Origin of the sequence: Shewanella marisflavi, from assembly GCF_023283925.1 — a bacterium.
GTDB lineage: Bacteria > Pseudomonadota > Gammaproteobacteria > Enterobacterales > Shewanellaceae > Shewanella > Shewanella marisflavi.
Window position 1 is genome coordinate 228566 of record NZ_JAKIKX010000001.1, and the last position, 24982, is coordinate 253547.

A 24982-nucleotide genomic window follows, 5' to 3' on the forward strand; every position below is an offset into this window, starting at 1 on the left:
AGCCCGCTAGCGGGCGACTTCAATTAATTGTTACATTCAAGAAAGCGTACCAAAGGTACGAGTTAATGTTTCTGAGATACTTATCCCCGCCGCTTTAAATATATCATCTCTGAATTCTTTAACTTTCTTGTATGCATTATTACAAAATTCTGGATTAGTATAATTATCCCACTCACAGTTAAGTGCAAGATTCATGTCTTTACGGTTGCTAACTATTATGGTGCGTTCAATGGGCTTTCCATGCGCCAATCCATTTCTAATATTTTTTATTTTCTCTAAAGTACAAAATAGATCGGACTCGTTGTTATACGGATATCCGATTGCTTTACACATCTTTTTCATTTTCTTGTAGTAACCATCATACTCCTTCCAACCTCGAACTTTTTTGCTGCCTACTAAGTTCATAAGTGCTTCGATTGTGAAGGCAAGAGCTATGAGAAAATTTTTACAGTCCAAAGTAATCGCATCACTTACACCATTCTCTACTTTCTCATTGATAACTCCTAAATTGTAATGAGATAGGTTTAGGAGGTCATTGTGGTGATAAATTCTAGATCTGAGTGCCATAATTTCTGCCCATGTGAATGTAACAACTTATTAGTAATAAATGGGGTCAGAGTTAACTTTATAAGGGAGTTGATTGGCGTGTGGAGATTGGCTTTTTCATTCCCTGAATGGCGTGGTCGATGTTTGATTCGAGTTGGCCTAGCTCTGTCCTTGATTGGTTACACATTAAGCTATTGGTCAGGGAGTAATCAACAAGTTCTGTCACATTTTTGTACGTTTTCTTCCTTGAAAATAATGATTTGCCTCAATGGCACTCAATGATGCTAAATCGAAGAGACGTTAGATACTCGGTGCAGATACGCCGGTGACCTTCGGTTTCAGGGATGAAACCGCAGAGCGGCCAGGGATGGCGCACAGTGTGTCACAGGCGTATCTGCACATAAGCTCACCGCAGGTGATAAATTGCCATGAAGGTGCGACCTTCAAGTCTCCTATAAATACAAATGTGGCCAAATGTTCCTCCCCAATGAGCACCCAATGACGCTAAATCGAAGAGACGTTGGATACTCGGTGTAGATACGCCGGTGAGCTTCCGAAACAGGGCCGCTCTTTGATATCCATGTCAACGCGGCATTCGTGAGTCCTTTCACATCAGATGTTTCGGCAGAGCCTAAAGGGACTATTCTCTATAAAACAAAGAGTCGGCGTCTCACAGGCGTATCTGCACATAGGCCCACCGTAGGTGATAGGTTGCCATGAAGGTACGACCTTCAACTCATTGAATAAATGAGCATGTCGCTAAATGCTAATCTAGTTGGCGACGAAAATTGGGGTATCAATAAGTTAGCACTCTAACTCCATATTCACACCAAACACTGTCATGCTATAACCTGTGTTGATACCTCTGGCCCTTAGGTTACAGGGCCAATAACGCCCAAGCCTTTTTCGAGGCTTGCTTTTAGGGCGGTAATCTCCTGTTTGGTCAACTCCCTCATTTCGCCTTCAGGCAAGTCGCCTAAGGTTAAGAACTCAATCGCTACGCGCTTAAGATCAACGACTTGGTAGCCAAGGGATTGACTCATACGGCGAATCTGCCGATTAAGCCCTTGGGTCAGTACGATCTCAAACTTATCGGGTGCCAGACGACTAAGGGTGCAGGGAAGTGTGGTGACCGACTTATAGCTGACCCCAGCCGCCATCTGCTCAAGAAAACGATTGTCGAAGGGCCTATCTAACCTGACATGATAACGTTTCTTATGGGCAAAGCTTGGATGCATCAAGCTTTGGGTTAATTCGCCATCATTGGTCAGCAGCAGTAATCCGTGAGAATCTTTATCTAGACGTCCTACAGGATAGAGGCGTGGCTGAGATGGCAGTATATGTAGCAAGCTGCTGGGATCTTGCGCTTGCAGGCGGCAATCTATGTCAACCGTTTTATTGAGCATCCAGTATTGCTTGGGAGCGATGGCTCCCTGTGGAATACCATCGACATAGACTGTCTGTGACGCTTGCTGGCCCGATGGGGTTGTGATCACCTCAACTTGGGTGGTGTGGTTGACTAACTCACCGCCAATGCTGACTCTTCCATCGCGGATCAACCGCGAGGCGGCGCGGCGAGAGCAGAGACCTGTTAAGGCGAGATACTGGGCCAGTCGCATGGGCTGACTAACCCTGGGCCGATACTTGGCTGGCCAGGTTGTCGTGGTAGCTGTGCAGAGCCAGTCGCTTGATCGTCAGGGCCAGAGTGACACACCAGATCATCACGAGATTGGTTTGTGCCCACATGGTAAAGGCGACCACGCATAGGGAGCTATCATTATGGACGCAAGGAGCAAAGTCGAGTAGCTCCCAGTCGAGCATGAGTGCCAAGCCCGTTGCCGACAGCAAGCCAAGACTGCTGACCAGCAAGAGAGGGGTTGAGCACAGAGATTTATGATTAACCCTGGCCGAGATTGTCAGAAAGTAGAGCAGTATGGTAGCTAACAGGAAAATGGTCGAAAACAACCTGTGTTCTTTGAGGTAGTTGATAGGGTAGATACCGATTAAGATGATGGTGATACCGACCACAAAGCCTGCGATGGCAATATAGTTGCCAAAATGGCCCAGCTTGAGTTGTCGCAAGCCGTACATAGAGAGCAAGATGCAGGAACCTGCCAAGATCAGCCCCATGTTGAAGATGTATGCCAGCGGTGACTCGGAGTAGTTACCTAAAAAATCGGGTCGCTGATTAAATGCCTCTATGCCAATAAGCTGAAATTGGGCAAACAGTGAGATAGAGATCCCCAGGGCAGAGATGAGCGCCCCGGCTAAGATGGTAAAGACCACCATGCGTTGCAGATCATAATTAATGGGTTGGTGTAGGGCCATTGTTATGCCATTTATTGTTATTTTAAATATAAAAAAGGAGCACCTCAGTACTCCTTTCTGTTTTGACCTTAGGGCTAAGTATAGCGCTTAACCATTTCGAGCCGGTCAACAATTATCTCCCTATGGCCACAGTTTAAGTGAAAGCCCCACTTTGTGAAACTGCTAAGGTGAAGATAGTCCCTTTTGAAGCGGCACTCAGGGTTGCCACTTTGCATAGTGACTACTTAGTAACGACTTAGTAATGACTTAGTGACGACGTCTCAGAATCACGATAGCCACTGCCACTATAGCCAAAATCATACAGTACCAGGCATGGGCGACAGCCTGCAGTGGACTAAGGCTAAAGATTGAAGCGACTAAGAGCGCCTGGGCACCGTAGGGGATAAGCCCCTGAATGATGCAGGAAAAGATATCTAAGATACTGGCGGCGCGCTTTGGAGTCACCTGATGTTTTTGAGCCAGATCTTTGGCGATATCGCCAGTAACCACGATAGATACCGTATTGTTGGCCACACAAGTGTTGGTTAGGGCCACGATACCCGCCATACCCAGTTCAGAGGCTCGGGTAGAGGCTTCGCCTTTGGCACTTGAAAAGCGAACGATCAGCTTCTCTATCTGTTTACTGACAAAAGCCAGACCACCCTGCTGCTGCATCAGGGCTGCAAGGCCGCCGACCAGCATAGAGAGGATGAAGATCTCCTGCATGTTGGTAAAGCCGGCGTAGATATCTTGGCCAAACTGGATTGGGCCATAATCTAGAGTCGCCCAACCTGTGACGCCAGCGAGCAGAATGCCTACCGTGAGTACGACGAAAACATTTAGCCCCGCAACTGCCAATACTAAGATGGTGAGGTAGGGGATAACTTTAATAAAGTCTATCTGTTGTGGCGCGACTTCGGCCTGCCCCTGACCCACTAAGGTAAAGACCACCAGGGTGATCAGCGAGGCTGGAATGGCGAAGATTAGGTTTTCTCTGAATTTGTCTTTCATTTCGCAGCCCTGGGTACGGGTTGCGGCAATGGTGGTGTCTGAGATGATCGATAGGTTATCACCAAAAAGGGCACCAGAGAGCACGGCACCAGCCATAATCGCAAGATCGATCTGAGCTTCTTCGGCCACGCCCAATGCGATAGGGGCAACGGCAGCAATGGTTCCCATTGAGGTCCCCATAGCGGTGGCGATGAAGGCGGCAATCACAAAGAAGCCTGGCAGCAAGAGACTAGAAGGGACTAGGGAGAGTCCTAGTGCTACGGTCGCATCGACACCGCCTGTGGCTTTAGCTACAGAGGCGAAGGCGCCCGCTAGCAGATAGATGAGGCACATGGCGATAATGTTGGAATGGCCGATGCCAGCAATAAAGGTTTCTATGCTTTGGTTAAGCTTCTGCTTGGAGATGAGCAGTGCCAGAATGATAGCGGGTAAGATGGCGACAACGCTAGGTAGCTGATAGAAAGCAAAGTCTACACCCTGGCTTTGAAAGTAAACGCCGACGCCGATAAACAGGGCCAGAAACAGAAATAGTGGCAACAAGGCAATAAAAGATGCCTTAGGTGCTGCAGTGGATTGGGCATGTGTTGGTGTAGTCAAAACTCTTCTCTCTTATCGCTAGACGTCTTACTCATAGACGTGTCGTTAAAACCGGATGTTTCCCTCTGGTTCCCATGCCCTCCTAGCTGGAACATCTCGCTAGCTGCGAAATGGATCATCTCAATAGGTGAGAGGATATGAGATCGAAAGACGTCTGTCAATTTAGACGTCTAGATGTTTTTACTGCTAAATGTTTGGTTGCTGTTAAATGCTTTAATGTATTTGTTAACAACTAAGTAGGGCTCTTGCTTAACTTGCCTAGCTTAAGTCGAGAGATCAAATTCTTTATCGTGTTAAAACTGCCACTTAGTGATGACTCATGCTAGGCTTGCGCCCATGTCTATTAGGGTGGAAATTGAGAAGAATGAAATTAATTGAGGTGAATAAGGTTCGATATCGCCAACATTTAAACCGTGTGATTGCGGTATTTATCGCCAGTTTGGCACTCTTGTCTTTGGTATTTGGCCAGCTGTTGATTGCACTTTTTGGTCATCAGGAGGTGGTGAGTGGCGAGTCGACCGGTAACCTGCACCTAAATTTTTTCGGTGTGTTGCTCGCATTTGCACTGTGCGCCGGAGGGCTGTATTCACAGCGTCATCGCGACTATTTTCGTGAGATCTATTATGTGTCACGTCTCAAGGCGTTACAAAACCGTATCTATCGAAAATATAAGGCGATAAAACAGGCGAGCGAGGCTAATGATCCCTCTGCGCTCACCCTATTACTCTTCTATTTTACCAGCCAGAAGCTGGTCTATCTGTTGGATGACAATACCCTGACTCTTAACGAGGTCGATAAGGAGCTTGATGGCATTAAGCAGCGTATCGAAGCCTTGGGGCTAGAGATTACAGTGCAAGATTTCAATGAGTCGCTGCTGGAGAAGTTTTAGCCCATCTATTCGCCCTAGCCTCGTTGCCCATCCAGGCCAAATACCTCATTGAAGGCCTGGGTGAGTAGCTCTACCTTGGCGCTCTCACGTGCCGACTGCTTAACGACCATCGACAGATTAAATCGATAACTGGCCGCCTCGCCATGAATGATCTTTATCTGTTTGGTCTTTAGTTCTTGTTGGATATAACTCAGGGGCAGATAACCTATATAGCATCCCGATAAAATTAAGGTTTTACGAGTATCAAACTGATACGCTTTGGCCGATAGGTTTAGCCGCTTTAACTGCTCTCTGCCTTCGGGGTCGATATCTACCCCAGGATGGATAGAGGGGGTCTTGGCCAGCATTTCGGCGCTGATCTCCTCGTCGCTGAGGTGAAAGTAGGGATGCTTGGCGCTGCAACAGAGGTAGATTGGCTCGCTGAAGATGGTTTGGTAGTTGAGTCCCTGGATCTGTTGATAGCTGGGTAACAAGCCTACGTGGGCCTTATCCTGTAGCAGGGATTTTTCTATCTGGTGCAGCGCCTCGCCGTCTAAAATCAGATGTAGCTGGGGTTGACGCTCATGAATGTAGGCGATCACCTCGGCGAGTTTCTGTTGCATGCCATGGTCTAATTGGTCGGCGCAAAGGATCACCAGTTCGCCGATTAACTCCTCGCCTAAATTATTAACAAACATAGAAAAGTCGTTGAGGGAATCGAAGAGTTCGATACAGGCATGATACACAGCTTGCCCCGCCTCCGTGAGGGCGAAACCACCTCGTCCCCGGCTACAGAGCTTAAGCTTCATGCGACTCTCGAGGTTAGACATATGTACGCTGATGGTGGAGCGGGTGACTCCGAGTTCGTTCTCTGCAGCGGCAAAGCCACCGTGCTCGACAACAGTGCGAAAGATACGTAGCAGACGCAGATCGTACTCGGTAATGGCTTTGGGGATGATGGACTGTTTGCTCATAAGTTTTACAGCCTTAAAACTTTGCGTTGAATATTTGGTATTTAACCTGAGTTACTTTTGCTATTCAATAGGGAAATGAGCGCTTATCGGCTTACCCTTTTCGATTCGGACTATTTACGCAGGAAATTGTTATGCAGGGAATTAAAGATACTCAGTTAATCAAGCTCGCCTCTTATATTGATGGCCAATGGAGATCGAGTGACCAGCAGTTCGACGTGGTGAACCCGGCCACCCAGCAAGTGATCGCCCAGGTGAGCGATGCTAGCTGCCAAGATACCGAGGCCGCTATTCTGGCTGCCAAGCGGGCATTGCCGGACTGGTCTAAACGTTCGGCTAACGAGCGCGCCGCCTTGATGCGTAAATGGTTTAACCTGATGATGGAGCATCAAGAAGATCTGGGTCGCCTGTTAACGCTGGAGCAGGGTAAGCCACTGGCGGAGGCTAAGGGGGAGATCGCCTATGGCGCCGCCTTTATCGACTGGTTTGCCGAGGAGGGCAAGCGTGTCTACGGCGATACCATTCCGGCTCCCGCCAATGACAAGCGTATCTTAGTGCTAAAACAGCCTGTGGGCGTGGTGGCCTCTATTACGCCCTGGAATTTCCCGAACGCCATGATTGCCCGTAAGGCGGCTGCAGCGCTCGGGGCTGGCTGTACCTTCGTGTCGCGTCCGTCACCGCTCACCCCTTTGTCTGCTTTGGCGATGGCCGAGCTGGCCGAGCGTGCGGGTATCCCTGCCGGGGTATTTAACATTGTTGTGGGTGAAGATGCCGTGGGCATGGGCAAGGTGCTGACTCAGCATCCCGATGTGGCCAAGTTTACCTTCACCGGCTCTACTGCCGTGGGCAAGATCTTGCTGGCTCAGTGCGCGACCAGCGTGAAGAAGGTCTCCATGGAGCTGGGGGGCAATGCGCCCTTTATCGTGTTTGATGATGCCGACATCGACGCCGCGGTGCAGGGCGCCTTGATCTCCAAGTATCGCAACGCGGGGCAAACCTGTGTCTGTACCAACCGTATCTTTGTGCAGAAAGGGATCGAGCAGGCCTTTACCGAGAAGTTCACCGCCGCGGTGGCGAACCTCAAGGTGGGCGATGGCCTGGGTGATGGCGTGACCGTTGGCCCTATGATCTCCAAAGATGCTGTGCAAAACGTGCTTAAGCTGGTGGATGACACCCTGGCCAGTGGCGCGAGCCTGGTCACAGGCGGTCAGCCAAGTGAACTGGGTGAAAGCTTCCTGTCGCCGGTTATCGTCACCAATGTGACTAACGAGATGCCTTTGGCCCGTAACGAGATCTTTGGTCCTGTGACGCCTATCATCAGCTTCGATAGTGAGGAGGAGGTGCTCGCCATGGCCAACGATACTGAGTATGGCCTGGCCGCCTATTTCTATGCCCGTGATATCGGCCGTATCTTCCGCGTCGCCGAGGGGCTGGAATATGGCATGGTCGGGGTCAACGAAGGGATCATCTCTAATGCCGCCGCGCCTTTTGGCGGGGTGAAGCAATCGGGTAACGGTCGCGAAGGCTCTAAGTATGGCCTGGACGATTATTTAGAAATTAAGTACCTGTGCCTTGGTGGCCTGGATAAGTAAGCATAAGGATTGAGACAATGAGTAACGCAGAATTACAGGCGCGTAAGACACAGGCTATCGCCAGAGGACAGGGCAATGCCTATCCCGTCTATGTGGAGCGAGCATCAAACGCCGAGCTATGGGATGTCGAGGGGAAGCGCTATATCGACTTCGGTACCGGGATCGCCGTGTGTAATACGGGCCACAGTCATCCTAAAGTGGTGGCGGCGGTCAAGGCGCAGCTGGATAACTTTAGCCATACCTGTGTCATGGTCAACCCTTATGAGTCGGCGGTAGCGCTGGCGGAGCAGCTTAATCAGTTAGCCCCGGGAGACAGCCAGAAGAAGACTATCTTTGTCACCACGGGTGCCGAGGCGGTGGAAAACTGTATCAAGATCGCCAGGGCCCACACCGGGCGTCGCGGTGTTATCGCCTTTAATGGTGGCTTTCATGGCCGCACTAACCTGACCATGGCGCTGACGGGCAAGATCACGCCCTATAAGCATCAATTTGGCCCCTTTGCCGGCGATATCTTCCACGCGCCTTATCCTATGGCGCTGCATGGCGTGAGCGTTAAAGATTCCCTCAAGGCGATAGAGAACCTGTTTAAGGTGGATATTGCCCCTTGCGATGTGGCAGCCATCATTGTCGAGCCAGTGCAGGGCGAGGGTGGGTTCTATGCGGCGCCGCCTGAGTTTTTACAGGTGCTCAGAGCCTTGTGTGACAAGCACGGTATCGTGCTGGTGATGGATGAGATCCAGACAGGCTTTGGCCGTACTGGCAAGATGTTTAGCTGCGAGCACGCAGGTGTCGAGCCAGATCTGATGACGATGGCCAAAGGGATCGCTGGTGGCTTCCCACTGGCGGCCGTAGTCGGTAAGAGCGAGATCATGGACGCGCCGCTGCCGGGCGGTCTGGGCGGCACCTATGGTGGCTCGCCGGTAGGCTGCGTGGCAGCGCTGGCGGTACTTGAGGTGATGAAAGAGGAGCAGCTGGTAGAGCGTGCGGTCAAGATAGGCGACACCTTTAATCAGGCGCTCTCTGCCCTCAAGGAGCAATATCCTCAGATCATTGGCGAGGTGCGTAACCAAGGGGCGATGATCGCCATGGAGTTAGTGATCGACGGTGACAGTGAACAGCCAAATACTGCCTTGACCCAGGCGATTATCGCCAATGCCGCCGAGCATGGGCTGGTGCTACTGGCCTGTGGTTTCTACGGTAACGTGATCCGTTTCCTGCCGGCGCTCACCATTAGCGATGAAGTGATGGCCGAGGGGCTTGCTAGGTTCAACACTCTATTTGCCTCTCTGGCGGATTAAGCTAGCAAGCGACAAGCCTATTGATGCAAAGCCTGCACCCTATGGTGCAGGCTTTTTTGTGTCTGTGTGCTGAAAATTGCCTCAAGACCTTGAATAAGCAAGTCGAAGCGCGTAAAACTGCCTGTCAGCAGAGATGTTTCATTAGGCCTGTCGGCCTCAAGCTAGGGAGCTTAGGTTTTTGGATCACTTTATTTGGAATATGGACCCAGTGATGGTCTCTTTCATGGGGCTAACCATACACTGGTACGGCGTGTTATTTGCCACGGCGATCGCCAGTGGTTTTCAGGTGATTAAGCATATTTATGTCCGTGAAGGACTCGATGTGGAGTCACTGGATAATCTTTTGATTTATTGCGTGGTGGGCATAGTGCTCGGTGCGCGCTTAGGACATGTTCTGTTTTATGATCCTGGATACTATTTTGCCCATCCGGCAAAGATCCTGGCGATCTGGGAAGGCGGATTGGCGAGCCACGGTGGTACTGTGGGTGTGGTGCTGGCTATGTACTACTACAAGCATAAAGTGAAGCTTCCGTTTCTTTTCCTGCTTGATCGTTTGGCGATCGCAACCGGCATTTTCTGTGTCTTCGTCCGTCTAGGTAATCTGGCTAACTCAGAGATTCTCGGCGTCGCAACCGACAAGCCTTGGGGGATCATCTTTGAGCGAATCGATATGGTGCCGCGCCATCCTGCGCAGTTATATGAGGCCTTAGCTTATCTGGTTATCTTTATCACCCTGTGGCTGCTCTATCGTTATACCGAGATGAAACGCAGAGAGGGAGCGCTGGTAGGTTTGTTCCTGGCCTTAGTGTTTGGGGCGCGTTACCTGATAGAGTTTGTCAAAGTGCGCCAGGCTGAGTTTGCACTGGATTGGAGCCTCAGCGTGGGTCAGATGCTCAGTGTGCCCTTTGTGTTAGCTGGATTAACTTTGTTGGTGATGGCCTATTTGAGGCCCCCTCGAGATTTACGCTAGCATCAAGTCAAACAAAGGCTCAACTTAGGTTGGGCCTTTGTTGCTTTTGTACTTTACTAAGGGCCAAGAGATAGGTGGGCTAAGGCCGATCACTTGAGGCGGTAGATCACCTCGACGCGATCGCTGATGCTGGTTTGTGCCTCTTGATAGCTCTCGCCTATGTCTCCTTGGGCCGCGGCGTTCATCTTATACACCATGGGGCGCACAGAGCCTTGTGCCTGATAGCGTATCTCCCAGATACCATCCAGATGCTCGCCAAATCCCTCTGCCAATGCCGCGGCTTTCTGCTGGGCATCCTTGATCGCCATCAGTCTGGCCTGCTCTATCATCTGCGCCTCTTTACTGGACTTGAAGTTGATCTGATGAATACGGTTAATCCCTTCATTGAGCGCCGTGTCCAGCAACTCGTTGAGTTGGTCTAATGCTCTTAGGGTGACAGTCACCTGACGACTGGCGCGATAACCAATCTCCTTGTTGGTACGGGTCTCAGGATCGTACAGGTGTTGTGGTTGCAGGTTAAGGTTGGCGCTCTGAATATCGCCCCGGGCGATGCCTGCCTTGGACAAACGGTTTAGAAATTCGCTAACCGCTTTGTCAGAACCCGCTTTGGCTTTCGTTGGGGTATCAGCCTTAGTGACTACCTCGACGGTAAGTTCAGCCATATCGGCCTTGACCACTAGTTCACTGGTGCCCACGGTTTCGATATGGGGAAAGTTAAGTTCCGCCGCGGCCGCGTCAGGCAAGGCAAGCAGGCTGGTAGTGAAAACCAGTGAGCTAAATAGTGTCGCAATCAGGGTCTTTTTCATCGAATACTCCAAACGTCAAAATAGATAGAAATCAGTAGATAGAAATCCGTTGTTTGAACTTATAGACGATGCTGAATCTAAAAGGGGTTAAAAATTTTTATTTAAGGCGTGGCTGGATCCCAAAAGAAAAAACCTGATGATTGAGCATCCTGCCAATCACCAGGCGAAAAGCGCCTTTGGGGGAGCGCTAGAGGTGCCACCTGTAAAACACCTCTTTTAAATGGTTTTGCGATTCTGGCCCGTCGTTAGGTCTCTGGCCCTCGACTTAGGCTATTATTTATGCTGCCCTCTAACCTAAAATCGCATGCTTCCTGCAGACCACTTATTCTATTTCCATTTTGTTTTACTGCCTTCCCTAGCCCTTGGCGAATCGATTTAGCTCTTGGCGAACCGATTTATCCCTGGATAAGCTTCAGCTCACGCATGAGTTGATTAAGTTGCAAAGTTAACTTGTCTATTTCGGCGCGCAGTACGCCGACACGTCCACCCTGTTGCTCGCTCTGTCTGACGAGTTGATAAACTGTCTTGGTGGAAACGCCAAATTGTTTGGCGACCTCAGAGAGCAGGCAATTGTTCATTTTCACTTCGGTGACGATGCGCTCTGCCATCTTTGGCGTGATACTTTTCGCTACTGTACTCATCTGCGACTCCTTATTGATGAATTTGGGGGTAAGCGGTTGTCTGATTAGTCGACATCCCACTGGCTAACGCCGAGGTGGAAGAGGAATTGCCACTCATCAAATAGGCTGACCGTTTTTAACCAAGGTTTCATCTTCTGCTCCTTATGGACGGGTCTTTGTCTCACCGCACTGCTGGTAAAACTGCCCTGCCCAATGACTACCTATTAAGTAGTATGTAAGTTCCGTGCCAACTTTTTATTATTTAATCAAGTGTGTGATATTTAATGTTATTTTGTAATTTGTATTATTGCTGGAAGATGTGATCTGGCGCACGGGGCTCACCAACTTGGTGCCTGCGTGGCTGACTTTGGTGCAGTGACGGCGAGTTGAGGCAATAGCCTTTGAGGTGAAGAGGTTGGTCGTTTAACTGAGGTGATTTAAGCAGTAAATCACAAGGCAGCCTTCAGGCTGCCTTGTGATTGGGGTTAGCGTTTGGGGCGTCTGGCATTGGGCTTACCGCGACTGGTGCCGGCAGGTTTTTTCTTGCGGCCGCCATGGTTTTGCATAAAGTGCTCAGGCCCTTCAATTTTTTCGCGTAACGATTGGTTGGGTTTTTTCTTGGCTGGCTTCTTGTTTGTCTTGGCCTTGGTGGTTTTCTTGTCTTCTGACGAGGAGTTTTCGATGAGCTTAAACAGGGTTGCTAGCTCTTCTTCGTCAAGATCGCGCCATTCGCCTATGGGGAGTCCCTTGAGCGACACATTCATGATGCTCTGACGCTCTAGTTTGGTCACTTCAAAATTGAAGTGTTCACACATACGACGGATCTGGCGGTTAAGGCCTTGCACCAAGACTATTTTAAATACAAAAGTGGAAACTTGTTCGACCTTACACTTCTTGGTGATAACACCAAGCATAGGTACACCCGCGCGCATACCGGTAAGAAAAGTCTCGGTGATTGGCTTATTGACCGTGACTAAATACTCTTTGTCGTGGTTGTTGCCTGCGCGCAATATCTTGTTGACCAGATCGCCGTTGTTGGTGAGGAAGATAAGGCCTTGAGAGTCTTTATCCAGGCGGCCGATAGGGAAGATGCGTTCACTGTGATTGACGAAGTCTACAATATTATCGCGTTCGCTGGCTTCGGTGGTACTCACGATACCAACGGGTTTGTTGAGGGCAATAAAGACCAGATCGGCGGCATCTCTGGGTTCGATATCTCGGCCGTTAACTTTCACCTTATCACCATAGCTGACGGTGTCACCAATCTTGGCTCGCTTGCCATTAATGAAAACATTGCCCTGTTCGATATAGCGATCAGCCTCTCGACGTGAGCAGATGCCACTCTCACTGATGTATTTATTAAGACGGGTTTCAAGTTCGCTCACAGTGGCTTCCTTTAATCGTGGGTCAATGGCGTGATTGACATATCGCTTGGCGCATTCGTTCGCTGTCGCGCGGAAAATTTGGGCTGGATGCTATCACAATTTAGGCTAGGTTTCAGTGTAGGCGATTAAGAATATCTGACCCTATTGCACAAGGGCTGTCGCTTATTCGGCTCCCCAGAATTGGTAGTCGTGCTTGCCCTGGGCCTTAACTTTATACATGGCGGCATCGGCCAGTTCGCAGGCGCTGGCAAAGTCATCGCTTGGGGCGAAGCAGTAGATACCTATGCTAAGACCAAGTTTTATCTCGGTATTTTCTAAGATGATCGGCTGGCGGTAGACATCAAGCAGTGCTTGGGCTCGATCGGCGAGTAAGGAAGGATCCTGGCTTGGATGTAAGATCAAAAACTCATCACCGCCTAAGCGGGCAATATGGGCCTGAGTGCCGATCACACCTTTGAGAGTATTGGCCACATGGATTAACAGCAGGTCGCCAAACTTGTGCCCCAGCTTATCATTCAGCTCTTTAAAGCCGTCGAGGTCGATGAAGAACAGGCTGCCTTGAGTGTGTTGGTATTGCTGCTCGAAGGCCTGGGTGATCGCCTGACGATTGCTTAGATTGGTGAGGGGATCGCAATGGGCCAGCTCAGATAGCTCCTGCTCATAGCGTTTCTCCTGGGTGATATCCATGTGAGTGCCCATCATGCGCAGCGGCGTGCCATCGGCCTTACGCTCGACGATACGGCCACGATCTGATACCCAGGTAACAGAGCCGTCTTTGTGGATCATGCGGTGCACCGCCTGATAGTAATCAGACTTGCCTGCAACATGATCTTCGAAGGCTTTGATCACCCACTCCTTGTCATCCGGATGCAGGTTCTGTTTCCAGCTATCCACATGGGCCGCCAACTCTTCTCGGCTAAAACCCAGCAATTCACCCCAACGCATATTAAATATGGTCAGGTTGCCGCTGGGAATATGTTGCTCCCACAGGCAGAGGCGGTTGCCGTCCAGTGCCGCGAAGAGTTTTTCTTCGGCGCGATCGTTGAGTAGTTTAAGCTTGGCATTCTCGCGCTTAAGCGCCGCAATTTCGGCTTCCAGTTGGCTAATGGATGGCTGCTCATTCGGCTCCATCTGGGGAGATCTCCTTTACATTTATCAGGCATAAGTTAACCACTATTGGGTACTGAAACAACTGTCTAAACAACATGGTACATTTTGCTACTTTTGTTGCGCGCCAAGGGGGGAGCGGGATGGGGCTTGGCTTGCCAAAGGTTTGGCATCAGTGGGCATAGTGGTTTTAATTGCGCTTTGACTTAACTTATTACCTCTTAAGCAAAAAATGACTGCTGGGTGGCTGGTTTTTCCTTGGTTAACCATAAGTATGGGTCGAGCGCTGTGGCATTTGGTCTTTAGTTTTCCTAATTACGATAATCGGCTTGCAGCGAAATATTACCGTCGAAATGCTGGCTTAGAGACTTTGGCCCAAGGATAGACTAGAGTAGGGAGTAGATGTGAGGCGACTGTCGCCTATCCTTTTATGTGCCTGAGGAGACGCTATGTCCATTGCTAGCCGCCCCCAAAAAATAACCCAGCCTATATTATTTATCTTCACCTCTATGATTATGGTGTGGGCCTTATGGTATCGCCCGGTTGCGGCCAGAGAGCTTGCTACTCAAGTGGATAGTCAGCAGGCCCAAACCAGCTTTACGACAGTGTCTAAGACGCGGCCAACCAAGACGCCTGAGGATGTGGAGATTGACTCGCTTGATGAGCTCATGGAGCTGTTTGATCGCTTGGACTATAACGATGCCAGCTGGCGGGCGGGTAATCGTGAGGTGCCCAGGCTCACCTTTAAGGCTGTCAGTGAGCGATGGCAGCAAACCTCATCGCAGATCCCGGTTCAGCTTAAGAAGAAAGTCTTCTTCCGGCTGATGGCGCCGTTGATCTTAGTGGCTAATGAGCAGATCTTATTGGAACGACAAACCATTGCGTTGGCGGCGCTGGATGACCCAGAGCTACTGACCCTGGCGCGTAAATATCGCTTAGCCGATGACACAGTTACTCAGCTTAGTGAGCAGGAGCGTCAACAACTGCTGATTAGGGTGGATATTATGCCGCCCTCCTTGGTGCTTGCGCAGGCAGCAAAAGAGAGTGGCTGGGCCACTTCACGCTTTACCGTCGAGGGTAACGCCTTCTTCGGTCAGTGGGATTTTAGCGGTAAGGGAATGAAGCCAAAGGAACAACGTAAGGAGCTGGGCAACTATGGCCTGGCCCGCTTTGATACGCCATTGGCCTCGGTAGAGGGCTATCTGCTAAACCTTAATACTCACGATGCTTATCAAAAGTTACGGGCATTGAGAGCGGAGCTAAGGGCTGGCAATAAGCCGATCTCTGGTCTGGTGCTGGCCGGAACCCTGGACAAGTATTCAGAGCGGGGGCAGGACTATATCGATGGTATTCGCGAGATGATCCGCTATAACAACTTGGATCAGGTGGATGAGGCTTACTTAAGTGACGGGGCGCCGCTGCAGCTTATCAGTAGCAAGGACGCCCCTCGAGTGAGTGGCCAGTAAGGATTAGACTCCCGTCATCTGGCCGGTATAGAGGATAAAGTTGCGCAGCAAGAACACCCCTATCAAACTGAAGCTGGCGGTTACCGCCACATAGGCAAATTTACGATCCGCCGATACCTTCATCCACAGGTTGAAGGCCAGCGGCAGGGTTAGGCCGATTCCTATCACCCCGGCCCAGAATATCCAGCCCCAGAAGCCAAAGCCTAATGCGTTGATTGCCGCGACCTGGCTCTGACCGCCCGAGAGGATTAAGCCGGCAAAGAAGGTAAACAGCAGGCCTATCTCGACTAAGATCAGCGGGATCTCTATGCCGTGAATAAAGCGCACCTCGACCCCATTGGGGTTGCCTCTGAGTAGCACGCCGCCCAGTAGGGTGGCCGCCGCACCAGAAGAGAGACCTGAGACCAAAAACAGCAAGGGCAATACTGGGTTATTCAGCAGCGGGAAGCCGATTAACGCCGACAGCAAAAAGCCAGTGTAGGCACCCAAGGAGATGGCGAGGATCACCAAGATACCTGTAATCGCCGCCTCTTGGCGCACCAGCCAGGTCAAGAGTTTATTGGCCAGGTTAAACCTCTGTCCAAGCAGCAGGGAGATCCTGCGCTGGAATACGCAGGCGATCCAGGCAAACAGTACCAGCTGGTAAGCCATCAGCACCAGCACGCCCATGGACATCACAGAGGTGGTGTTGTAGAACACCAATATCTTCCAAAAGTCCAAGGGGCGGGTGAGATCGAACACTAAGATCCCCAAGCCGCCAAATACAGCTAGCGGGGCAATGATGGCCGCTGCCTGTACAAAGGGCGAATGCCAGGCCTCATGGGCCAGCTTAAAGTGTTTCAGCATAATGGCGAAAAATACCGCCCCCGCAGAGAGTCCGGCCAGAAACAGGTAAATGGCGATAGGCCAATGCCATACCAGGCCTTCGAAATGAAAAGCACTCATAGCATTATCTCCCCATCTATGGTTTGAATATGGAACAGCTTAGGTCGGGTACCCAGATCCACCTTGGCACGGTAGCTGGGTTTACGCTTAAGCAGTTTCACCAGATCCGAGTCGGGATCTTTGAGGTTGCCAAAGGTCAGAGCCTTGGTGGGGCAGGCCTCAACACAGGCGGGTTGCAAGCCCTGAGACAAGCGGCTCTGCTGACAGAAATCGCATTTGTCGGCGGTGCGGGTCTCGGGGTTGATAAACCTGACCTGATAGGGGCAGGCGGCAAGGCAATATTGGCAGCCGACGCAGCGGTCGCTATTGACCGCGACTATGCCCGTCTCCTTATCGATATAGGCGGCGCCAGTTGGGCATACTCTGACACACGGAGCGGCTTCGCAGTGCTGGCAAGAGACGCGGCTGAAGCGATAGCTTTGCTCTGGGTATTCGCCAAAGGGACCACTACGCTCTATTTTCACCCGGGTCACGCCTTCGGGAACATGGTTGACTTCGCGACAGGCATCCGCGCAGGCGTTGCAGCCGATGCAGGCGTTTTCGTCATGCACCATGGCATATTTGATCTCAGGCGTCGGCTCAGTTGCCTGAGTGGAGTCGGCCTGGGGCGAGCGGGTGACGCCATAAACAGAGGCTCCCGCCAGCAAGGCGCCAACACCCTTGAGAAATTGACGTTTAGATACTTGCATCACAGGCCTCCTATTGTTTGACCTTATGGCAACTGACGCAGAGCTGACTATGTTGTTGCTTACTTAGGGACAACATAGGATCGCTTTCGGGGTGCAGTTTATGGCAGCTATCACAGCTCAGGCGATTAGCATGCACATTGTGCGTCCACTCGACCTCGCCTAGTGCCTGATGATCATGGCAGCTTAGGCAGATCCCTGTGCGTTGCTCGGCGGTTAGTGAACTATCTGGGCCAAAGGTGTTGAGTGTCGACCCTTTTTTCGGGTGCGTGCCCTTAGGGCCGTGACAGTCTTGGCAGAGAATGGCTAGGCCTGGGCTGGCATGTATGCCCTCGAGTTTGCCATTACGTTTGTGACATTTGATGCAGCTGCGGCTTGCTTGCTCGTCGGCGGCGAAGGTGGGGGCCGACATAAGGCCGGCAAGCCCAAGTGCTAAGGCGCTGACCAGCAGCACGGCAGTGCAAGGGGTAATTCGATACATAATGCATCCTTACACCTCAGTGAGCATGAGTTCGGGCGAATGAGGAGCGCCAAGTGGTCGGTTTGACGCTCATCTAGCGGGGTTGGTATGACTGAACCTCAATCATGCGGCGAGTGCTGTGCGCAGCAGGGCTTCGTCACAATGCTTGTCTTTGTCCAGCTTGATCAACTGAACCCCTATGTAATCCAAACATTTTTCGACAAACTTCATCTGCTCGGGAGAGCTGGCTGCAGGGTCGCTCACGACGAGTTTGACTGCAGAAGATTCGTTGTCGACGACCACATAATCAAGGTGGCAGTGATCCATAAATTCCTGCACCTCATCATGATTTTTGATTGAATCATCTATGTCGACTACATTCACCAGTGATGCCCCATATAGAATATCGTAGCGATTTGCGGCGATAGCCTTCAGGCCTTTGAGAAACTGCATAGATTCTTTGTCGAGCAAATGTGGCTTGATGCTCACGGCGGCATCGACCAACTGTGCCTCATTTGATCTAAAGAACTTAATACACGTCATGACAAAGGTCACGATGACGAGAGGACAAATGATGAACAAAACAAAGTACATAAACGCATAGCTTAAAATAACGGTAGCGGTGGTGTTCATGATAAACCTCCAAGGTTTTTTTCATTTTTAACTCTCCACTTAATTATTACGTTATGCGGGATATTTACAATAACTATTGAAATCGGATTATTAAAATTTAGGGCTGGGTCAGATACTTGTTTTTGGTTATTTCAAATTACAGATAATCAATACTTGGATATGTGTTTTTTAATTATTGGATATCTGTGTTTCTAAGCGGGTTTTGATTTAATTTTTATAAAAATAGTGTTTTGCGAGCGCCATGTAAATGATTGAAATTTAGAAATATGATCAAGATCTATTTTATTTGTTTTATTAAGTTTTAATAAATTCATTGTCAGGGTAATTATATTTACTATACTCTGAATGGGTATATTCATTGTCGGGAGAGGTATTTTGAAATGAAAAATATGACTCTAGATAGTTTAGATATGCTTAGTGCTAATATATTAGTTAATTTGTATGAAAAGCATTCTGCCTCTTCGGTTGCTATGGAGATGAATATACCAGCGCCTAAAGTGAGTCGCTGCTTGCAACATGCCAGGATGATCTTTAACGATCCCCTCTTTATTCGGAAGAAGCATGGCCTGGAGCCCAATGAGTTTACCCGCCAACTCTATCCCCTAGTGAAAGCCCTAGTGCAGTGTGGCGAGCAGTTGCATCAATTGGAGCTGTGCCATGGCATGGCTGCTAGTCACAACATGGTGATCTATGTGAGCGATCTGCTGATCGCTCATCTGCCCCAGCGCTTGAGTGGCGCCATCAGCGAGGCGCAGCTGCCCATCAGCTATGAGTTACGTTCTGGTTCATCCGACATTATTGAAGATCTGACTCAGGGGTTGGTGGATCTGGCGATCCTTAGCGAGTCGTCGGCCGAGGGGTTACAAGACCCGCGCCTTGAAGTTGAGCCTCTTAAGCAGTTAACCCATCTGTATCTACTTTGCTCCCTCAATCATCCTATTTTGCATCAGGAGATCAGCCTGGATAATATCGCGGCCTATCCCTACCTGAGTGCCTTTAGCCAGATAGATAAACAGTCGCCGGATCCTTTCCTGCGCTACTGTCGGCAGCATAAACTGGCCTGTCATCTGGCGCCCACGGATTTGGGGCTGGAGGGCTTGGGGTTTCATCAGCTGTTTCGCTATCTCTCTGACGACAAAACAGTGAGTCTACTGCCCTATAACAAGGTGTATGAACAGAGCGATCTGCTTCCCGGTCTGCATGTTTGCTGCCTGTCGGCCAATGACACTGAGCGCCTGTATCGGGATCAAGCCTACCCCAGGCTGTATCTGCTGAGCGCCAAGCAGCATAGCTGCGCCCACCTTGACTGGTTAAAGCAAGAGATCAGGCTGTTGATCAATCAGAGCGTGCACTAGTCTTGGCGTTTTACGCTGGGTTTGCGATTCGTTCCTGAGCTGCCTCGTCGCAGTGAGCTTGCATCTCATTGAGTTTCTTTGTAAGTAGATTACGTAGACAGTTGACCAGCTCAGGTTTAATGCTTTTGTGACAGTGCAGATAATAGCTTTCCTTCTCTAATCCACTGGTTTGTAACCAGATCTTAGATACATCCAGGTAGTCCACATCATCACGATTCTCGAAATAGGTCATCGACATCGCAGAGGAGAGTAGGGCGACATCGTTACTGTGACTGACATGATCCACTAACATACGCAAACTGGGACTCTTGAGGGCCACGTGAATATCGATTTTCTTGGATCTTGCGTAGCGCTCTATAGGATGGGGCTCTTGCTCCTGAAGGTGAGTGTTAACCAGAGCGATATGATAATTGAACAGCTCTGTCATGGGATCTGTGCTGCTTAGCAGTGGGTGTCCGCGTCTTGTCACGATAAAGAAGTGGGTGATATCTCCCAGTTTATAGTTATTGATCATGGGGTGGTCGATAGGCTCGGTGGAGATGCTGCAATCTACCTTACCCTGACACAGGCGTTGATTGATCTTATCGGTCCAAGGCTGAATATTGATGCTGACGCCGCCCTCGATACAGTGACAGGTATTGTGGACGCAGTTCATCGCCATCAGGGACCACTGCTCATAAGTAGCGACGCTCAACTGATACGGCTCTGCGCCTTTGTCTATGGTCGCGGCGACTATCTTGTCGAACTGCTCCACTATGGTCTGCACCATAGGGTAGATGGTTAAGGCGACCTGGTTGGGCTCGAAGCCATACTGCTGGCGAATAAAGAGCTCATCTTCCAGCACCTCACGCAGACAGGTAAGACTGCGACTCACCTTAGACTGGGTGGTGCGCAGCCGCTCGGCCACCGCACTGCCGCTCTTAAGCTCAACCAGTCCGATAAACACTTGTAGCGTAAAATAATCGAGTCGGCTTACTTTTTTCAGCATAGCGATATCCTTAGCAATGACGTCTATCTGCCAGCCTGTAATAGAGGCATAAATAATAGATCTTCCGATTAAATATTAACCAGTTGATAACTTTCCCTTGTAGCAGGAAACGGTTAAAAAAACTGCGGTTTGGGTCACAGTTGTATGGGATTGTTACTCACCCTCTAACAGCAATGGAGTGGGCGATTGTGTTGAAAACCTGGGTAGATCTAACTGTCTTACCCATATCTTTTTGGTGATTAACATTGGCCAGGTTCTTGGCATAGCGCTGCGCAGGTTTATGGGGACCTCATGGTCGAAGTAAGTTTCACACAGGGTTAATTCAGCCTTATGGCTGAGAAAGTCGTGGAACTCCGTTCCACACCAGGGCAAGAGGGGGATCTCCAGCAATCCCCCTCTTGCATCTCCCCGTGCCGCCCCAGACGAAGTTGTGATTCCTGCGTGGCTATTTGAAAATGACTAACGCTTCCGATGGGGCGTCTGATAGGCAGGATGCCTGAATGTCTTGAAGTGCATGGACGCAAGAAAAAGAGCAAGCCCCCCGAAAGCTAGCCTCACATCCATGTGAGTCTCACGCCATTTTCTGCTATCCACTCCGGCAACTTCGATGGGGAATTGGTTGGCCACAACCTACATTGAAGCAAACAAGTAAAAGTTTACTCTGAGCCGACTATTCTCTGGCGCCCCGACGAAGTTGTTGATCCTCATGCTTCAATGAAAATCGCCTAACGACTCGGATGGGACTCCTGTCCCCCCGAGTCTTAGCCATCGTCCATGATGGCTATACGGCATTTTTATCTGCGCCCTTCGGTTCTGGCATCCTGCTTCGCCCTACCTCCTGCATCCATGCAGTCGTCGGCAACTTCGATGGGGATTCATCGTAGCCACAACCTTCATTTAAACAAATACGTAAAAGTTTACTCTGCCCCTACTAATTCAAAATGCCACCCTAGGTGATGGATAAAAAGAGGAGCAATAGCTCCTCTTTTTTTGTTTGGTTGTCGGCAGAAAGACGCGAATGTAACGGCTTTTCTTCGATGGGGGGCGTCGGTGGACTAAGAGTGGGTCATCTCAAGATTCTCCTGACTGGCTGCCTGTAATCGATTCTTACTCTTTTGATAAAAGTAGGCCACGGTGAGCAAGATGGCGCCTATGATGATGAAGGCGACGACCTTCTGCAGCAGTTCGAAGGAGGCCATATCGACAAATAGGGTCTTGATACAGGCTAGACCAAAGAGAATACCAGCCAGGCGCACTAGACTTTCCTGTCGGGGCCGCAGGCTGATAAACATCAGTGTACTGCCATGGCAGACCAACAAGATGCTGCTGATTGGTGCGGCTATCTTGGTGCCCAGCTGATAGCTCCAGATAAAGTAACTCATCGCCAACAGGCCGTGCCAACCCCACAGCAGCAAAGGTTTCGGCAGTAGCTTCTTGTGCTGGGCTATGGCGAGTCGATTGCCCTTTAGATACCAGGCCAGTACCAGGAGTATGCCTAGCTCGCTGAGGCTAAACAGCAGATTAGTCATATCCAGCACCAGCGGGCGCTCGCTGTGCAATATAATTGGCATTAGTGATAGCAAGATAAGTAAGCCGTAGGCCAAGAGATAGCCGGGCTTGAGCGCCTTGGCGAAACGTTTACCCAGAGCATTGTCCCGCTCTAGCAGCAGGGCAAAGTAGGTGGTCAAAGCCAAGAACACCAAGGACCAACCCGGTGCAATAAGCCCCGACAGGCTCTGTACGGCGACGGCGACAACTAAGGCAAAATAGAAGGGGCTTAGGTGCCAGGGGAAGATCAGCAGCAAGCGCCAGCGGCGATTTAAGCCGGCATAAAGCCTGAGTATGCTGCCCATCGCGAGGGCACCCAGGGCGAGGGCGATAAGCCCCTGCCATTGATTGTCAAGACAACTGATAGCGGTGGTTAGTATGGCTGTAGAAACTAGTATCTGGGTTTCAATGACCTGGCTTCTGTGTCGTACCAGGCGGGCCAGAGCGAGACTTAAGGCGCTTGCAAGCCAGAGATAGATGGGGAGCAGTTCCTGATAGCTGCGCAGCACCTTGGGGAGCAGCAATAGCGGTAAGGCAAGGTAACAGCCGAGCTGGACGTAATAGGCCAGACGCAGCAAGGGAGAGTCGCTAAAGTGCCGCTTGTACCAGTAATAAGCCAGTAGCAGGCTGCTAAACAGTTCGATGCGTGCCAGCTTGGCATTAAGTGGCTGATCGCCATAGGTGATGCTATTGGCTTCCACCGTTCCGATGAAAATTAAACCGACTAGTGGCAGTAGCCATATCCAGGCCATGATCTCGCTAAAGCGCAGCTGGCCTCTGGCGCTGTAGTGAAGCAGCAGCAGGCTGAGCAGAGGTAAAATGGTCAAATAGTAGGTGTCAGAGATTAGGTAAGCGATAAACAGAATACTGATGCAGGCAAGTTGCCCCAAAGCCTCTCTTAACAGCGTGTGGATCAGCCGCTCCGGCATTGTTAATACGACGAGCTGTGTCGTGATGAGTCGAGTCGCCGCCCAACAGGCGAGGGTGGTGAGCACCATGCTCATACTCAAGAGCACTGGGTTCTCCAGAGTGGCTGTTAGGCCATCAAACAGGCTGAGCAGGTTACTCGCGATCCCTACCAGGAGTAGCAGATATGCCTCAGTGCGAATGGAGATGAAATCATGTTTGCAGCCCAGCCAGAGCAGTAACAGGGCCTCGACTAAAAGCACCAGCCCCAGAAGTTCGGTGCTGATAAGATAGAGGGCAGCTATCCCTGCAAATACCCCCGCGGCGGCCAACATCAGCGGTGCAATCAGGGGATCACGCCTTACTTTCCAAACTATTAGGACGCTTATTAGAGCGTTGATAGCAAAGATCTCTCCTGCATAGGCAGTAAACTCACTCAAGGTGTAAAGAATGAAACAAAGCATGGCGACTGGCACCATGAGCAAACGGGCATTCAGTTTCATCTTGCGCTGTAAAGCGAGGCTGCTTAGTCCATACAGATAGAAGAGGCCGTTGATGCAGAGCATCGCCATGATCGCCATGGAATCGATTGGCGTGAGAGGCAGAAATAGGAAGAAACTCAGCAACTGCACACAGGCGATATGTAGCAGTGCCGTGATCTCGATAAGCGCTGGCCAGTTGAGTCTGTGGCTCTGTGCCAGAGAGCAGGCGCCTATGATGAGCAAATAGGGGAGATAGAGCAGTGGTGCTTGGCTGGCATCGAGCAGCATAAGTGGCGCCAGCGAGCCGCCGCACAGGGCGATAACGGCCACCACCTTGGTCGCTAGTTTCATCGACAGGCCATAGCCCAAAAGTGTGTTTGCCAGCATCAGCAAGAAGACGAGACTCTCAGGTATCAGCTCATAATAGGGGCCGAGGAAATAGATGGCGAGGTAGTTTAAGATGACGCCTAAGCCGACGATGCCCGAGGCATAGTCCTCCATGCCGGGTCGGGCGCGCCGGATAAACAGGCCGCCGGCGATCACCGTATTGGCGGTTACCAATGCCAGTATTGCCTTGCCCATCTCAGAGAACCAATGATTGATAGAGTACTGTAACAGGTAGCCGAAACCGAGCGTCAGTGTGATGATGCCGGCTAGGGTCATCAGAAATACCGCGCTCTGTCCCTTATCCCGATAGTGATCATAAAAGCCCTTCGCCTGCTCGCCGAGGGCGGCAAAGGGGCCGAGTAGTAGGGGGACTATCTGTCCCAGAGTTCCCTGTAGCTGCGCTGATGCTTTGGCTAACTGAGGATTAATACCAGCACGGGGACCTTTTTGAGGGGGATTCTGACTAGGAGCCTGTTTCTGGTTTTGCTTATCTGAATGCCAAATTTCATGGTGGTAGCCTGTATTTGCGGGTGAGGCAGATAGGCTCTCTTTTTCTGGCAATAGTTGCTCTTGAGTGGCACAGGCTTGAGTTTGGGTGTCAGTTTGGGTCTCTTGAAGGTGAGATTCTTGCGCGTTGACTCGCTCACTTAGTTGCGATAACTGCAGGCTAAATAGCGCCAGTTGCCGACTGAGCGTCGCCTGATCTGCGGCTTGTTGTGATTTGAGCGCATCAAGCGCCTGGCTGAGTTTGTTGACATCTTCCTTTAGTGTCATCGCCTTTCCTTTGGTCTTGCCAGCTTGTCCTTAGAATTTTCATTGTACTTGCAGTTGGGAAGTTAGGGAAATGATTGGTTTTTGTAAGAATGCAGCCTTGAGGCTGTTCATTCGTATTCCAAACTCCATTTGGAAATGAAAGTCGTGGGATTCCATCCCATACCCGGGGATGTGCGACCTGACGGTCGAGGTAAGTGTCACACAGGGTTAATTCAGCCTTATGGCTGAGTAAGTCGTGGAACTCCGTTCCATACTAGGGTCGGAGTGGCCTTTC

21 protein-coding genes are annotated in these 24982 nt (G+C 50.4%); 6 read left to right on the plus strand and 15 right to left on the minus strand.

What is annotated here, in order from left to right:
* Positions 1-36 precede the first annotated feature (36 nt).
* The 4 genes from L2712_RS01015 to L2712_RS01030 form a co-directional block, all read right to left on the minus strand.
* Positions 37-567 carry a hypothetical protein gene (locus L2712_RS01015; protein WP_248976615.1) on the minus strand — a complete coding sequence of 177 codons (531 nt, stop codon included), beginning with the start codon at positions 565-567 and terminating at the stop codon, positions 37-39.
* Positions 568-1418: 851 nt separating this feature from the next.
* A complete protein-coding gene (locus L2712_RS01020; RefSeq protein ID WP_248976616.1) occupies positions 1419-2165 on the minus strand; it encodes a pseudouridine synthase in 747 nt (248 codons plus the stop codon).
* Between the two features lie 7 nt (positions 2166-2172).
* Positions 2173-2874 (minus strand): DUF998 domain-containing protein, encoded by a 702-nt coding sequence (locus L2712_RS01025; RefSeq protein WP_248976617.1) that lies wholly within the window; start codon positions 2872-2874, stop codon positions 2173-2175.
* Between the two features lie 246 nt (positions 2875-3120).
* Positions 3121-4461 (minus strand): Na+/H+ antiporter NhaC family protein, encoded by a 1341-nt coding sequence (locus L2712_RS01030; RefSeq protein ID WP_033537815.1) that lies wholly within the window; start codon positions 4459-4461, stop codon positions 3121-3123.
* Between the two features lie 364 nt (positions 4462-4825).
* On the opposite strand from L2712_RS01030, the gene L2712_RS01035 reads away from it, so the two are divergent.
* A complete protein-coding gene (locus L2712_RS01035; protein ID WP_248976618.1) occupies positions 4826-5350 on the plus strand; it encodes a DUF3087 family protein in 525 nt (174 codons plus the stop codon).
* A 14-nt stretch (positions 5351-5364) separates the two neighbouring features.
* Here the strand turns inward: L2712_RS01035 and L2712_RS01040 are convergent, their stop codons facing one another.
* Entirely contained in the window at positions 5365-6303 is a 939-nt protein-coding gene (locus L2712_RS01040; RefSeq protein ID WP_033537817.1) for a LysR family transcriptional regulator, read from the minus strand.
* A gap of 131 nt (positions 6304-6434) precedes the next feature.
* On the opposite strand from L2712_RS01040, the gene L2712_RS01045 reads away from it, so the two are divergent.
* From L2712_RS01045 to lgt, 3 genes are all read left to right on the plus strand, one after another.
* Positions 6435-7892 carry an NAD-dependent succinate-semialdehyde dehydrogenase gene (locus L2712_RS01045; RefSeq protein WP_248976619.1) on the plus strand — a complete coding sequence of 486 codons (1458 nt, stop codon included), beginning with the start codon at positions 6435-6437 and terminating at the stop codon, positions 7890-7892.
* Between the two features lie 17 nt (positions 7893-7909).
* Positions 7910-9190 (plus strand): 4-aminobutyrate--2-oxoglutarate transaminase, encoded by a 1281-nt coding sequence (gene gabT, locus L2712_RS01050; protein ID WP_248976620.1) that lies wholly within the window; start codon positions 7910-7912, stop codon positions 9188-9190.
* A 178-nt stretch (positions 9191-9368) separates the two neighbouring features.
* Positions 9369-10160, plus strand: coding sequence for a prolipoprotein diacylglyceryl transferase (gene lgt / locus L2712_RS01055; protein WP_248976621.1), 792 nt, complete (start codon positions 9369-9371; stop codon positions 10158-10160).
* Positions 10161-10249: 89 nt separating this feature from the next.
* Here the strand turns inward: lgt and L2712_RS01060 are convergent, their stop codons facing one another.
* The 4 genes from L2712_RS01060 to L2712_RS01075 form a co-directional block, all read right to left on the minus strand.
* Positions 10250-10966: an oxidative stress defense protein gene (locus L2712_RS01060; protein WP_248976622.1), complete on the minus strand. Its 717-nt coding sequence runs from the start codon at positions 10964-10966 to the stop codon at positions 10250-10252.
* Positions 10967-11361: 395 nt separating this feature from the next.
* Positions 11362-11607: a hypothetical protein gene (locus L2712_RS01065; RefSeq protein WP_052125459.1), complete on the minus strand. Its 246-nt coding sequence runs from the start codon at positions 11605-11607 to the stop codon at positions 11362-11364.
* A gap of 464 nt (positions 11608-12071) precedes the next feature.
* The gene (gene rluF / locus L2712_RS01070) at positions 12072-12971 is read right to left on the minus strand and encodes a 23S rRNA pseudouridine(2604) synthase RluF (protein ID WP_248976623.1); all 900 of its coding nucleotides are present in this window, start codon (positions 12969-12971) and stop codon (positions 12072-12074) included.
* Between the two features lie 162 nt (positions 12972-13133).
* Positions 13134-14102, minus strand: coding sequence for a sensor domain-containing diguanylate cyclase (locus L2712_RS01075; RefSeq protein ID WP_248976624.1), 969 nt, complete (start codon positions 14100-14102; stop codon positions 13134-13136).
* A 425-nt stretch (positions 14103-14527) separates the two neighbouring features.
* Between L2712_RS01075 and L2712_RS01080 the strand changes: the two genes are divergently transcribed.
* A complete protein-coding gene (locus L2712_RS01080) occupies positions 14528-15544 on the plus strand; it encodes a glucosaminidase domain-containing protein (RefSeq protein WP_248976625.1) in 1017 nt (338 codons plus the stop codon).
* Between the two features lie 3 nt (positions 15545-15547).
* Here the strand turns inward: L2712_RS01080 and nrfD are convergent, their stop codons facing one another.
* The 4 genes from nrfD to L2712_RS01100 all read right to left on the minus strand — a co-directional run bounded on the left by nrfD (position 15548) and on the right by L2712_RS01100 (position 18268).
* Positions 15548-16489, minus strand: coding sequence for a cytochrome c nitrite reductase subunit NrfD (gene nrfD, locus L2712_RS01085; protein ID WP_248976626.1), 942 nt, complete (start codon positions 16487-16489; stop codon positions 15548-15550).
* On the minus strand, positions 16486-17178 hold the full coding sequence (locus L2712_RS01090) for a 4Fe-4S dicluster domain-containing protein (protein ID WP_248976627.1): 693 nt from the start codon (positions 17176-17178) through the stop codon (positions 16486-16488). The genes nrfD and L2712_RS01090 overlap by 4 nt, the downstream gene beginning before the upstream one ends.
* Before the next feature lie 10 nt (positions 17179-17188).
* Positions 17189-17656: a cytochrome c3 family protein gene (locus L2712_RS01095; protein WP_033537827.1), complete on the minus strand. Its 468-nt coding sequence runs from the start codon at positions 17654-17656 to the stop codon at positions 17189-17191.
* A 102-nt stretch (positions 17657-17758) separates the two neighbouring features.
* Positions 17759-18268, minus strand: coding sequence for a PDDEXK family nuclease (locus tag L2712_RS01100; RefSeq protein WP_033537828.1), 510 nt, complete (start codon positions 18266-18268; stop codon positions 17759-17761).
* 380 nt (positions 18269-18648) lie between these two features.
* Here L2712_RS01100 and L2712_RS01105 point away from each other — a divergent pair, with 380 nt between their 5' ends.
* On the plus strand, positions 18649-19623 hold the full coding sequence (locus tag L2712_RS01105; RefSeq protein WP_248976628.1) for a LysR family transcriptional regulator: 975 nt from the start codon (positions 18649-18651) through the stop codon (positions 19621-19623).
* A 10-nt stretch (positions 19624-19633) separates the two neighbouring features.
* On the opposite strand, the gene L2712_RS01110 is transcribed toward L2712_RS01105, so the two are convergent.
* Positions 19634-20611 (minus strand): LysR family transcriptional regulator, encoded by a 978-nt coding sequence (locus L2712_RS01110; protein WP_033537830.1) that lies wholly within the window; start codon positions 20609-20611, stop codon positions 19634-19636.
* A 1055-nt stretch (positions 20612-21666) separates the two neighbouring features.
* Positions 21667-24708, minus strand: coding sequence for a DUF2339 domain-containing protein (locus tag L2712_RS01115; RefSeq protein ID WP_248976629.1), 3042 nt, complete (start codon positions 24706-24708; stop codon positions 21667-21669).
* Positions 24709-24982 lie beyond the last annotated feature (274 nt).